A 13,273-nucleotide genomic window follows, 5' to 3' on the forward strand; every position below is an offset into this window, starting at 1 on the left:
GCCCCGGCTTGGTGCCCGCGTTCAACCCCTTCTTGCATGCACGGCGCCAAAACCGGACATGCACCCTGGAGCCCTGCCATGCACCCGGCGTTCAACCTGGCCCGTTTCGACCTCATTTCGGTGCGCCTGGCCGTGGCCTGCGCGCACCAGGGCAGCCTGACCGCCGCCGCGCGCGACAACCACCTGGCCCTGGCCGCTGCCAGCCGCCGCATCCGTGAGTTGGAAGACGCGCTGGGCCTGCCCTTGTTCGAGCGTCACGCCAAGGGACTGACCCCCACCGCCGCCGGGCGCCTGTTCGTCAAACACGGGTTGACCCTGCTGCAGACCATGGCGCAACTGAGCCAAGAATTGAGTGACCTGCGCCAAGGCATTGCGCGCCACATCCGGCTGTGCGCCAGCACCGCCGCCATCAACCAGTTCCTGCCCGCGCTGCTGGCGCGCTTCAGTGAGTTGCACCCCCAGGTGCAGGTCGACCTGGAGGAGCAGGTCTCAGAGAGCGTGGTGGCCACGCTGCGCGAAGGCCGGGCCGATCTGGCCGTGTTTGTCGAAGGCCCCGACACCAGCGGCCTGCGCACGCAGCACTTTCGTGACGACGAATTGATTTTGGTGCTGCCCAGCCAGCACCCCTTGGCCTTGAGCAGCCCCGCGCGCCAGGCCGTGGCCTTCACCAGCTTGCTGGGCGAACAATGGATCAGCCTGGCCGCCGGCGCCGCCATGCTGCAACAGCAGCAGCAAGCGGCGCGCATCGCGGGTCAGCCCTTTCGCCTGCGCATGCAAGTGCGCAGCTTCGACGCGGTCTGCCACATGGTGGCCTCAGGCCTGGGCCTGGCGGTGCTGCCCAAAGCGGCCTCACTGCCCATCGTGCGGGCCATGAAACTGGCCTGGCGCCCCCTGTCCGACCCCTGGGCCCAGCGCCGCCTGATGGTGGGGACTTTGGAGACCCAAGTGGATGAAGGGGTGGCCGCGCTGGCGGATTTCTTGGTAGAAACGCGCAATAAGCCCTGAAACATCGGGACATTGAACTTTCATCATCTTCATGTAAGTTGACTTAGTTACTCTGTCGTTACATCATGAACTGATCAGTATTTCACCCCGGGCTGTCTTGGCCTGGGCCCTGTTTGCCAGTCCGAGGGCCGCATGTCCACTGACGCTTTGATTCCCTTCATCGACGAAGAGATGCCCCCGGAGGGCAGTCCGTCGCCCCCTGTCGCGCCCAAGCCCGTTCGGCAGCCCTGGCGCATCCTGATCGTGGACGACGATGCCGATGTGCATGAGAGCACGGCCTACGCCCTGCGTGGTCTGGAAATCGCCGAGCGCAAACTGCACCTGCTGCACGCGCATTCCAGCACCGAAGGCATCGAGCTCCTGCGCCGCGAACACGATGTCGCGGTGATCCTGCTGGACGTGGTGATGGAGACCGAACACGCCGGCCTGGCCATGGTGGACTCCATCCGCAACGGCCTGAACCTGCACAACACCCGCATCATCCTGCGCACGGGTCAGCCCGGCCAAGCGCCCGAGATCGAGACCATCCGCCGGTACGACATCAACGACTACAAGACCAAGAGCGAATTGACCCGGGGCAAGCTGTACGCCACGCTCACCGCCGCCATCCGCTCCTACGACCAGCTTCGCCGGCTCGACGCCAGCCGCCGGGGCTTGGAGAAAATCGTCGCGGCCAGCCATTACTTCCTGGCCGAACAAGGCCTGCAGACCTTTGCCGAAGGCGTGATCACCCAAATGGCCAGCCTGATGGGGCTGGAGCCCGAAGGCCTGGTCTGCGCCAGCCAGGCCCCCAGCAGCGCCCAGACGCCCGAAGGCGACTACATCGTGATTGCCGCGGCCGGCCCCTACCGGCACCTGATGCAAAAGCGGCTCAGCGACATCGACAACCCCGACATCGTGGCGCAACTCTCCAAGAGCCTGGCTGAGCGGCGCAGCATCGTGGGAAGCGACAGCCTGACCCTGTTCTTCGCCGGGCGCGACCAGCAAGACTTTGCCGCTTTTGTGGGCGCCTCGGGGCCGTTGCGCGAGGTGGACCACCACCTGCTGGAGGTGTTTTGCACCAACATCGCGCTGTGCGCGTCCAACGTCACGCTGTTCGACCGCCTGCGCAGCGTGGCCTTTGAGGACCGCCAGTTGGGCATTCCCAACCGCAGCGCGCTGATCCAGCACCTGGACGCCCTGGTGAACGAAGACCAACTCGCCGGCGTGGTGCTGGCCAAGATCGACGTCGACCAGTTTGCCGAGACCAACGACATGTTCGGCCACCGCTACGGTGACTTGCTGCTGGGCGCGATGGCCCGGCGCTTGTCCGAACGCCTGGCCGACCGCTGCTTCATCGCCCGCGTGGCGGGCAACACCTTTGCCGTGGTGGGCTGCCATGAGGTGGTCTGCCCGGAGGTGCTCAAGCCGCTGTTCGATGAGGCTTTTGTGGTCGAAAACATCGACCGGCGCCTGTCCGTGTGCATGAGCCTGGTGCGCTGCGAAGACGCGCCCGTGCTCAACGGCAACGAGTTGCTCAAGGACGCCTCCATCGCCATGAAGCGCGCCAAGGCAGCAGGCCAGGGGCGCATCGAGTACTTCACACCTGCGCTGGGCGCGGACTCCAAAGAGCGCACCCGGCTGCTGCATGGCCTGCACCGCGCGTTTGACCACGACCGACTGTTCCTGGTCTACCAACCCCAGCTGTCGCTGGGCACGGGCGAGGTGCTGGGCGTGGAGGCGCTGCTGCGCTGGCGCGCCGAAGACGGCTCCATGGTCCCGCCAGACCGCTTCATCCCGGTGGCCGAGCGCTCCGGGCTGATCGTCAACCTGGGCACCTGGGTGCTGCGCACCGCGCTCTACGACCTGAGCCGCCTGCACGCCCTGGGCTTCACCGGGCTGCGCATGGCGGTCAACGTGTCGGCGGTGCAATTCAGCCAACCTGACTTCCTCGACATCCTGGACGAGGCCTTGCGCGACAACAGCGTGGTGACGCCCGAGCGGCTGGAGCTGGAGATCACCGAGTCCGTGGCCATGGTCGGCATGGAGCGGGTGGCCGCCCTGATGCGCGAAATCCAGGCCCGGCGCGTGGCGGTGGCCATCGATGATTTCGGCACCGGCTTTTCCTCGCTGTCCTACCTGGACTGCCTGCCGGCCGACCGCCTGAAGATCGACCGCGCCTTTGTCAACCTGCTGGACACCGACCGGCCAGGCGCCCGCATTGCCCGCATGATCGTGCCCCTGGGCCGCCAGCTGGGCATGAAGGTGCTGGCCGAAGGGGTGGAGACCGAAACCCAGGCGCAGATCCTGCGCGAACTGGGCTGCGACGAGGCGCAGGGCTACCTGTACGCCCGCCCCATGCCGCTGGACCAGTTGCAAAGCTGGCTGACCCAGCACCAGCCGCAGGGCGGCCAGGCATGACGGCAGACGGCGGCGTGGGCGCAGACAGCGCCCAGGCCAGGCCCGCGCACGGGGGCCTGAGCGGTGAAGGCGCTGCCACCCCATGAGCAGGCAACGCCATGGGCGACGGGAATGGCGCCTGCGCAGCACCCTGGCGGGCTTGCTGTTCTTCACCAGTTTGATCACCTTTGTCCTGGTCGGCTCGGCCATTTTGTCGGTGCGCATCCCTCGGCTCGAGGACGACGCCCGCCACCTGGTGAGCCACGAGGCGCGCGCCTTTGCGGCCCGCGAAGACCTGCTGCTCAGCGCGCTGGAGGACCGGCTCAACGTGCTGGCCAGCGCCCTGCCCCAACTCAGCCCGGGCGGGATCACCACCGTGCTGAACCAGGCCGCGGGCACCGGCCAGGTGTTCCGGGCGCTGTATGTGCTGGACCCGCAAGGCCGCATCGAGTCCGTGGGCCTGCCGCCCGTGCTGCGCCTGCGCCGAGATGAGCTGCTGGGCCGGGACCTGTCCGCGACCGAGCTGGTCCAACTGGGCGTGCACCGGCAGCAGCTGCTGTGGGGTGATGAACACCGTTCCGCCCTCAGCGGCGAGCTGAGCCTGGGGGTGGTGCTGCCCCTGCCCCAACAACGCCTGCTGTTGGCAGAAGTCCCGCTGCGCTACCTGCTCGACGACCTGTCGAACACCCAGGCCGAAGGCCTGCGCAGCAACACCAGCCCGGTGGACGTGTGGGTGATCAATGGCGCCGGTGAGGTGCTGGTCGACTCGGCCCCCGGCCTCGGCGAGCGGCGCCTGCAACTCCAGGACTGGCCCTTGCTGCAGCAGCTGCGCGCCGGCCAGGTCCCCACCGAACCGGGCCTGCTGGCGCATGAAGGCCGCGACCTGCATGTGGCGCTGCAGCGCTCGCACCTGATCAACTGGGTGTACGCGGCACGCACCCCGGCGGGACTGGCCAACAAAGGCATCCGGGCGGCGGTGCTCTCGCTGCTGGCGGCTTTTGGTGGCACCTTGCTGGTGGGGCTGCTGCTGGCCCCGTTCTGGGCCTCGGGCCTGGTGCGGGCCCTGCGGGCCATCGTCTTGCAAGCCCACCGGGTGGCCGAAGGTCACCTGACCGGCCGCTGGCCGCGCGGCCGGGTGCTGGAGTTCAACCGGCTCAGCGCCGACTTGCAAACCATGTCCGAGCGCTTGAGAGACCGCGAGGACAAGCGCCTGATCATCTTCAACACCGCGCCCGTGCCCATGGTGGTGACCGACCTGGCCCAAGGGGGCTTGATCCTGGAGATCAACGACGCTTGCGAGCGCCAACTGGGCTACCCGCGCGAACAGATGATCGGACAGCGTGGCTCCTCCCTCGGCCTGTGGCGTGATCCCGAGGTGCGTGACCGCCTGCTGTCCCTGGCGCAGACCCACCTCGAAGGGGCTCAGCTGGAAACCGAGATGGTGTGCGCCGATGGCCGGCTGCTGCTGTGCCGCGTCAACGTGCGCCAGGTGGCCCTGGGTCCGCAGCGGCTCACGGTCTGGGCGCTGGAGGACATCACCGAGCACCGCCAGGCGGAGCAGGCCTTGCAAAGCCTCAACCAGCGGCTGGAAGTCCGCGTGGCGCAGCGCACCGAGGCCTTGCAACAGAGCAATGCCGAACTGGCCCAGACGGTGGAGCACCTGACCAGCACCCGCAGCGAGCTGGTGCGGGCAGAAAAAATGGCCGCCCTGGGCAGCCTGGTCGCCGGGGTGGCCCATGAACTCAACACCCCGCTGGGCAACAGCCTGATGGCCGTCACCACCTTCCGCGACGAGCTGCGGCAGTTCCGCGACGGTCTGGCCCAAGGCCTGCGCCGCTCCGCCCTGGAGGGCTTGCTGGAGAGCGCTGAACAGGCCACGCGCATCAGCAGCCGCAACCTGGAACGCGCCGCCGAGCTGGTGACCAGCTTCAAGCAGGTGGCGGCCGACCAGACCAGCTCCCAGCGGCGGCGCTTTGACCTGCGCGAAGTGATCGACGAAATCGTGCTCACCCTCAAGCCCAGTTTTGCGCGCCAGCCCTACCGCATCGAGGTGCAGGTGCCCACTGGCCTGGTGCTGGACAGCTACCCCGGCCCGCTGGGCCAGGTGCTGACCAACCTGATCACCAATGCCATCACCCATGGCTTTGATGGCCGCGACCACGGGCGGGTGCTGATCCTGGCCGAGGCCAACCCCTCGGGTGACAGCGTGCTGCTGCGCGTCGAGGACGACGGACACGGCATTCCACCCGGCTTGATCGAGCGCATCTTCGACCCCTTTGTGACCACCCGCATGGGGCGCGGGGGCACGGGCCTGGGGCTGAACATCGCCTACAACGTCACCGCCAACGTGCTGGGCGGGGACTTGCAGGTGAGCAGCGCGCCCAGTGAGGGCAGTTGCTTTCGGCTGCGCCTGCCCTGGCAGGCCCCGACCCCGGCGAAGGCAGAGCGCGAGGGCATGCCGGCCCAGGCAGTGCCCGCCCCTGACGGCGAGCAGCCCCGCAGCACCGCCGCCTGAGGCCCCCAGAACAGCCCGCTCAACCGTCCGCCAGACCGGCTGCCGGCCCGGCTGCGCCAGGCTCAGTCCTGCGCCAGCCCTGGGTCGGGCGTGTCGACCAAGGTGCTCAAGGGCAAAGACGCCAGCTCTTGCAACAGCAAGACCAATTGCTGGGCCGCCGCCTGGACCAGGGCCTGGCCTTTGTCCGCGGTGGCCGCCGCCGCATTGCCTGCCGCCCCGGCGGGGTGGTAGTCCTGCATCTGCCAGCCCAGCTTGGCACTGCGCCCGTTGCCCAGCAAGGCATAGCGCTCGGCACGGTCTTGCGAGCTGCTGCGGAAATCTCGGGCCCGCTCCATCTGCACCAGGTCTGGGCGCAGGGCCAGCATCATGGAGGTTTCGGTGTCGCCGGCGTGGATGCCAAAGCGCTGCTCTTGCGCGCCGAACAGCGACTCCACCTCGGGAGGCAATGGCAGGTTGAACCAGCTGCAGCTGTAGACGATCAGCCCGCAGCGGCTGCGCAGCTCGCGTGCCACGATGTCCATCACGCTGACCTGGCCGCCGTGGCTGTTGAACAACAGCAGCTTCTTGACCCCGGCGCGCGCCACGCACTCGCCCAGCTCGGTCCACAGGCGGATCACCGTCTCGGGCGACAGGGTCAGGGTGCCGGCAAAGCGCTGGTGCTCGGGGCTCAGCCCCACCGCCTGGGTCGGCAGGAACAAGACCGGCAAATCGGCAGGCAGGCCCGGCAAGGCGGCCTGCACGATGCCGTCGACCAAGGTGGTGTCCACGCTCAGCGGCAGGTGCGGGCCATGTTGCTCGATGGCCGCCACCGGCAAAACCGCCACCACCTCGGCCGCCTGGCCGCTGGCCTGCAGGCGGGCGAAATCACGGCTGCCCAACTCGGCCCAAAAACGCGATGAAAGTGTCATGGCGAGCATATTAGTGCTTGTCATCTCCCGCCCAAGCCGCCCATAACGTCGCGCAAGCGAAACACTTCGCGCAGTTCCCGCAAAACCATCATTTCAAGCTGTGACAATAGGCCACTCTTTTACCCGCCCTGCCGCCCGTCCGCCCGTGCCTGCTTTTTTGACTGACCGCCTGATCCCCGCCTGCTGGACTGCGGCCCTGTATGCAGCACTGGGCTGGATCTCGTTGCGCATCTGCATCCCGCCCGACTACGTGTCGCTGGTGTTCCTGCCCGCTGGCCTGGCCCTGGGCATGGTGCTGGCGCGGGGACCCTGGATGCTGCCAGGCGTGGGCCTGGGGTCCTGGCTGGTGCAGTGGCTGGCCAGCAGCCAGGCGGGCTTGCCCGACTGGTCCTGGAACCTGCTGGTGTCACCCATCGGCGCCATGCTGCAGGCCCAAGTCGGCGCCATGCTGGCGCGGCGCTGGGTGCACTACCCCGACCCCGTGGAAAGTCCCAGCCGCGTCATGTGGCTGCTGATGGGGGTGGGGCCGCTGAGTGCGCTCATCAACGCCAGCCTGTCCGTGCCCGTGCTGGTGCTCTCCAACGCCATTGCCTCCAGCGAGGGGCTGTTCAGTTGGTGGACTTGGTGGCTGGGCGACGCTGTGGGCTCCGTCTTGTGCCTGCCTTTGGTGCTGGTGCTGCAAGGCCAGCCCAGCAGCCATTGGCGCAACCGGCGCTGGACCGTGGCGGTGCCCATGCTGGTGGCCTTGTTGCTGGTGGGCAGCGTGGTCTATGAGATCAAGGCCTGGGAAGACCGGCGCATCAAGACCCAGCTGGAGGAAGCCGCCACCGAGATGGGCCAACGCCTGCAGCGGCGCCTGGACGCCCAAAGCGACAGCGTGCAGGCCATTGCCCGCGTGATGCAGGTCAGCCAGACCCGTGTGGGCGCGCCGCAGGAAATCACCCAGGAAGACTTTGCCAAGACCGCGCGGCACTGGCTGGAGCGCTACAGCGGCACGCAGAACTTTGGCTGGAGCCCCTACCTGAATGTGCACGATCGATCGCTGTACGAGGCCAAGCACTGGTTGATCAAAGGTCGCTCACCCACCGGCACCACCTACACCTCGGCCGTGCGCTCCGAATACCTGCCGCTCACCCTCATCGAGCCCCGGGCCAACAACGTCCGGGCCCTGGGCCTGGACGTGGCCGTGCTGCCGGCCACCGCCGCCACCGTGGCCAGCTCGCGCGCCAGCGGCCAGGCCCGGGTCAGCGAAGGCATTCGCCTGGTGCAGGAAGCCGGGGAACAGCGCGCCGTGGTGATGTACCAGGCCGTGTTCGAGCCCCAGGCGCCCGAGCAGCTCAAAGGCGTGGTCTCGGCCGTGTTCCGCATGGACGATGTGCTGCAGGCCATGAGCCAGCCCGACAGCGGACACCGGCCTGAGAGCTGCCTGGTCGACCCCCAGGCCGAAGTGGACAACCAGCGCTTGGCAGGGCCTCTGGGTTGCGACCGAGCCCAATGGATGACCCATGAATTGAGCCTGCGCCACCCACTGCGCTTTGGCGGCCGGGAGTGGGAGCTGCGGGTGCGCGCCACCCCCGCCTTCATGGACAGCGCGCGGGACTGGAGCGCCTGGGTCATCGTGGCCCTGTGCCTGCTGTGCGTGGGGCTGCTGGGGGCCTTCTTGCTGGTGATCACCGGCCAGGCGCGCCGCACGCAGGCATTGGTGGACCTGCGCACGCGTGAGCTGGCGGCCTTGGCCCATTACGACAGCCTGACCGGCCTGCCCAACCGCAGCCAGTGGGTCAGCCGCAGCCAGACCGAGCTGGAGCAGGCCCAGCGCCTGGGCGAACGCCTGGTGGTGCTGTTCCTGGACCTGGACCACTTCAAGCACATCAACGACACCCTGGGCCACGCCCTGGGCGACGAGTTGCTGCAGGCCGTGGCCAAGCGCCTGGCCCCCTGCCTGGAAAGCCATCACCTGCTCGCCCGCATCGGCGGCGACGAGTTCGTGGTGCTGATGCCACGCGTCGAGCAGCCCCAGGAGGCGGCCCAAGTGGCCGAAGAGTTGCGCGCCGCCCTGAACACCCCGCTGCTGGTGCAAGGCCATGAAATCAACCTGTCCATGAGCATGGGCATCGCCTGCTACCCGGAAGACGGCGACACGCTGGACCACCTGCTCAAGCACGCCGACACCGCCATGTACGTGGCCAAGGAAGCGGGACGCAACGGCTACCAGTTCTTCATGAAGGAAATGAACGCCCGCGTGTCGCGCCGCATGTTCCTGGAGAACAACCTGCGCCGCGCGCTGGAGCGCAACGAGATGTACCTGGTCTACCAGCCGCAGATCGAAGCCAGCACCGGTCGCGTGGCCGGGGTCGAGGCCCTGGTGCGCTGGAACCACCCCGAAGAAGGCCTGATCCCGCCCGACCGCTTCATCCCGGTGGCCGAGGACTGCGGCCTGATCGAACCCCTGGGTGCCTGGGTGCTGCACCAGGCTTGCCGACAGCTGCAGGACTGGCGCGATGACGGCCTGGACGGCTTGATGATGGCCATCAACATCTCGCCCATGCAGTTCCGCAAGCCCGGCTTCATCGACACGGTGCGCAGCGCGCTCAACAGCAGCGGCGTGGACCCACAGCGCGTCGAGCTGGAGATCACCGAAACCCTGCTGATGCAGCCGCTCAACGACCTGGACAGCCGCCTGCGTGAGCTGACCGCCATGGGCCTGACCTTTGCGCTGGACGACTTTGGCACCGGCTATTCCAGCCTGGGCTACCTGAAGCGCCTGCCCATCTCCCGCATCAAGCTCGACAAGTCCTTTGTGGCCGACCTGCCCGGCGATGTGGAAGACGAGGCTGTCACCCGCGCCACCCTGTCCATGGCCAAGGACCTGGGTCTGCACTGCGTGGCCGAGGGGGTGGAAACACAGGCGCAGCGAGCGTTCCTGACCGAACGCGGCTGTGACACCTTGCAGGGCTATTTGTTTGCCCGCCCCATGCCCGAGCAGGAATGCCGGGAATGGATTCGCCAGTACCGCTACCGCCAGCGCAGCGCCTGAGGCCCGGCCGGGGCGCACGCCCCGGCGCAGGGGCACTTGGAACCGCCCACGCGACCCCGCCCATCGAAGATTCGCGCTGGAGACGAGGCGCGAAGCCACAGGCAGTACCAGCGGTACGGCCAGGCGAAGCAACGACGCATCAAGGCTTGTGTGAGCGGTTCTTACAGGCAGTGCCGCGCCGCGCGCACCACACTGGCCGCGTCCACACCAAAGAAGGCGCGCAGGGCGGCCCGGGTGTCACTGCGGCCGAAGCCGTCGGTGCCCAGGGTCAGCAAGCGGCGGCCGGCCGGCACGAAAGCGCGCACGCTCTCGGGCACGGCACGCACATAGTCGCTGGCGGCGATCACCGGGCCGCTGCGGGCGGCCAGCAAGGTGCTGATCCAGGGCTCACCCGGCTCGGCCTGGCCGGCCAGCGCACGTGCCTCGCAGGCCTGGCCGTCGCGCGCCAGCTCGCTCCAGCTGGTGACGCTGATCACCTCCACCGACACGCCCTCGGCGCGCAGCTGGTCGGCCGCCTGCAGCACCTCGGTGAGGATGGCACCCGAGCCCAGCAAGGTGACCTGGGGGGCGGCGGCTTCGGCCACCGGGGCGCCGGGCTGGAACACATAGGCGCCGCGCAGCACGCCCTCGGCAGCGCCTTCGGGCAGGTCGGGCTGGGCGTAGTTCTCGTTCATCAGGGTGAGGTAGTAGAAAACATCGCGCTGCTCGACCAGCATCTCGCGCATGCCCTGGTCGACGATCACCGCCAGCTCGCCGGCAAAGGCCGGGTCGTAGGCCTTGCAATTGGGGATGGTGGCGGCCACCAGGTGGCTGCTGCCGTCCTGGTGCTGCAGGCCTTCGCCGCCCAGCGTGGTGCGGCCCGACGTCGCGCCCAGCAGGAAACCGCGCGCGCGCTGATCGGCGGCGGCCCAGATGGCGTCGCCCACGCGCTGGAAGCCGAACATCGAGTAATAGATGTAGAAGGGCAGCATGGCCAGACCGTGCACGCTGTAGCTGGTGGCCGCGGCCGTCCAGCTGGCGATGGCGCCGGCCTCGCTGATGCCCTCTTCGAGGATCTGGCCGTCCAAGGCCTCGCGGTAGCTCAGCACCGAGCCGATGTCTTCGGGCGCGTAGCGTTGACCCACGCTGCTGTAGATGCCGACCTGCTTGAACAGGTTGGCCATGCCAAAGGTGCGTGCTTCGTCGGCCACGATGGGCACGATGCGCGGGCCCAATTCGGGGTCTTTGAGCAGGTTGCCCAGCATGCGCACAAAGGCCATGGTGGTGCTCATCTCCTTGCCGGCCGGCGTCAGCGCAAACTGGCCGTAGTGGGCCAGGGCCGGCACGGGCACCGGGGCGCAGGCGGTGTCGCGCTGGGGCAGGTAGCCGCCAAGCTGCTGGCGGCGCTGCTGCAGGTACTGCATTTCGGCGCTGTCGGGCGCGGGTTTGAAGAAGCTCAGCGAGGTGGCCTGCTCGTCGCTCAGCGGCAGGTTGAAGCGGTTGCGGAACTCGATCAGGTCGGTGTCGTCGAGCTTCTTCTGGCTGTGCGTGGTCATCTTGCCCTGGCCGGCCGTGCCCATGCCATAGCCCTTCTTGGTGTGGGCCAAGATCACGGTGGGCTGGCCGCGGTGGGCGGCGGCGGCCGCGTAGGCGGCGTGGATCTTCACCAGGTCGTGGCCGCCACGCTTCAAGCGGTCGATCTGCTCGTCGGTCAGGCCCATGGCCAGGCGGGCCAGGTCTTCGTTCTGACCAAAGAAGTTGTCGCGGTTGAAGCGCCCGTCCTTGGCGGCGAAGGTCTGCATCTGGCCGTCCACCGTGCCCGACAGGGCGCGCACCAGGGCGCCGGTCACGTCACGCGCCAGCAGGCCGTCCCAGTCACTGCCCCAGACCAGCTTGATGACGTTCCAGCCCGCGCCGGCAAACAGGCGCTCCAGCTCGTCGATGATGCGGCCATTGCCGCGCACCGGGCCGTCCAGGCGCTGCAGGTTGCAGTTGACCACCCAGACCAGGTTGTCCAGGCCTTCGCGGGCGGCCAGGGTCAGGGCGCTCATGCTTTCGGGTTCGTCCATTTCACCGTCGCCGAACACGCCCCAGACCTTGCGCTGGCTGCAGTCCAGCAGCTGGCGGTGGCTCAGGTAACGCATGAAGCGGGCGTGGTAGATTGAGCTGATGGGCCCCAGGCCCATGGAGCCGGTGGGGAACTGCCAGAAGTCCGGCATCAGCCAGGGGTGCGGGTAGCTGGACAGGCCGCGCGCGCCCGCGCTCGGGGCCACGATCTCTTGGCGGTAATGCCGCAGGTCGGCCTCATCGAGGCGGCCTTCCAAGAAGGCGCGCGCGTACACGCCGGGGGCGCTGTGGGGCTGGAAGAACACCAGGTCCCCGCGGTGCTGCTGCGGGCCCACGCCTTCACGGGCGCGGAAGAAGTGGTTGAAACCCACCTCAAACAGGTCGGCCGCGCTGGCGTAGCTGGCGATGTGACCGCCCAACTCGCCGTAAGCCTGGTTGGCGCGCACCACCATGGCCAGGGCGTTCCAGCGCATCAGCGAGGCCAGGCGCTCCTCGATGGCCAGGTCGCCCGGGAACACCGGCTGCTGCGCCAGCGACACGGTGTTGACATAGGCCGTGTTGAGGTCGGGCTGCCAGCCCGTGGCGTACTGACGTGCCAGGCGCACCAGCTCGTCGAGCACAAAGCGCGCACGCTCCGGCCCCTGGCTTTGCACCAGGGAGTCAAAAGCTTCGCGCCATTCGGCGGTTTCAACAGGGTCCAGGTCGGCCGGCAATGCCGCGTCCGAGGCCAGGGGATGGAGCAGGTGCTGGGGGGGCGTGGGGGCGTTCATGGACCTTGACTGTAGGTAAGTCCTCGCCAAATTTGCGGCTCATCTACGGCATAAAACCCATTTCAAGAAGCATAAAATGCCTTCAAAAATCACTTTCAAAGCACATGAAACTGGACCAACTCGATTTACGCATCCTGGCCGAATTGCAGCAAGACGGCTCGCTGTCCAATGTCGAACTCGCGCGCCGGGTGCACCTGTCCCCTTCGCCCTGCCTGGCGCGCGTCAAAGCGCTGGAGCAGGCCGGCGTGATCGCCCGCTATGTGGCGCTGGCCAACGCGGCGGCACTGGGCCTGGGGCTCAACGTGTTCATTTCGATCAGCCTGACCACCCAGAGCAAGGCCGCGCTGGCCGACTTTGAACAACGCATCGCCGAGCACGACGAGGTCATGGAGTGCTACCTCATGAGCGGCGACAGCGACTACCTGATCCGCATCGCGGTGGCCGACATCGCCGCCCTGGAGCGCTTCATCCTGGAGCAACTCACCCCCATCCCGGGCATCGAAAAAATCCGCTCCAGCTTTGCCTTGAAACAGGTGCGCTACAAGACCGCCCTGCCCCTGCCTGCGCCCCCAGCCAGCGGGCGCTGATTCAGCGGTCAAAACTGGCCGACAAA

The 13,273-nt window shown here is 67.7% G+C and carries 7 protein-coding genes; 5 read left to right on the forward strand and 2 right to left on the reverse strand.

The features are described 5' to 3' along the window. Nucleotides 1-78 precede the first annotated feature (78 nt). From PSQ39_RS02925 to PSQ39_RS02935, 3 genes are all read left to right on the forward strand, one after another. The gene (locus PSQ39_RS02925; protein WP_273925093.1) at nucleotides 79-1,005 is read left to right on the forward strand and encodes a LysR substrate-binding domain-containing protein; all 927 of its coding nucleotides are present in this window, start codon (nucleotides 79-81) and stop codon (nucleotides 1,003-1,005) included. 132 nt (nucleotides 1,006-1,137) lie between these two features. Then, nucleotides 1,138-3,405, forward strand: a complete 2,268-nt coding sequence (locus tag PSQ39_RS02930; RefSeq protein ID WP_273925094.1) for an EAL domain-containing response regulator — start codon at nucleotides 1,138-1,140, stop codon at nucleotides 3,403-3,405. An 82-nt stretch (nucleotides 3,406-3,487) separates the two neighbouring features. Next, nucleotides 3,488-5,899 (forward strand): ATP-binding protein, encoded by a 2,412-nt coding sequence (locus PSQ39_RS02935; protein ID WP_273925095.1) that lies wholly within the window; start codon nucleotides 3,488-3,490, stop codon nucleotides 5,897-5,899. A 62-nt stretch (nucleotides 5,900-5,961) separates the two neighbouring features. On the opposite strand, the gene PSQ39_RS02940 is transcribed toward PSQ39_RS02935, so the two are convergent. After that, a complete protein-coding gene (locus tag PSQ39_RS02940; RefSeq protein WP_273925096.1) occupies nucleotides 5,962-6,807 on the reverse strand; it encodes a creatininase family protein in 846 nt (281 codons plus the stop codon). A 157-nt stretch (nucleotides 6,808-6,964) separates the two neighbouring features. Between PSQ39_RS02940 and PSQ39_RS02945 the strand changes: the two genes are divergently transcribed. Next, nucleotides 6,965-9,844: a bifunctional diguanylate cyclase/phosphodiesterase gene (locus PSQ39_RS02945; RefSeq protein WP_273925097.1), complete on the forward strand. Its 2,880-nt coding sequence runs from the start codon at nucleotides 6,965-6,967 to the stop codon at nucleotides 9,842-9,844. Nucleotides 9,845-10,005: 161 nt separating this feature from the next. Here PSQ39_RS02945 and mdeB read toward each other — a convergent pair whose 3' ends face one another. Then, nucleotides 10,006-12,660 (reverse strand): alpha-ketoglutarate dehydrogenase, encoded by a 2,655-nt coding sequence (gene mdeB, locus PSQ39_RS02950; RefSeq protein ID WP_273925098.1) that lies wholly within the window; start codon nucleotides 12,658-12,660, stop codon nucleotides 10,006-10,008. A gap of 104 nt (nucleotides 12,661-12,764) precedes the next feature. Between mdeB and PSQ39_RS02955 the strand changes: the two genes are divergently transcribed. Continuing rightward, nucleotides 12,765-13,247 (forward strand): Lrp/AsnC family transcriptional regulator, encoded by a 483-nt coding sequence (locus tag PSQ39_RS02955; RefSeq protein WP_273925099.1) that lies wholly within the window; start codon nucleotides 12,765-12,767, stop codon nucleotides 13,245-13,247. Nucleotides 13,248-13,273 lie beyond the last annotated feature (26 nt).

The sequence above is a fragment of the Curvibacter microcysteis genome, from assembly GCF_028649455.1.
In the GTDB taxonomy this organism is placed as follows: domain Bacteria; phylum Pseudomonadota; class Gammaproteobacteria; order Burkholderiales; family Burkholderiaceae_C; genus Curvibacter; species Curvibacter microcysteis.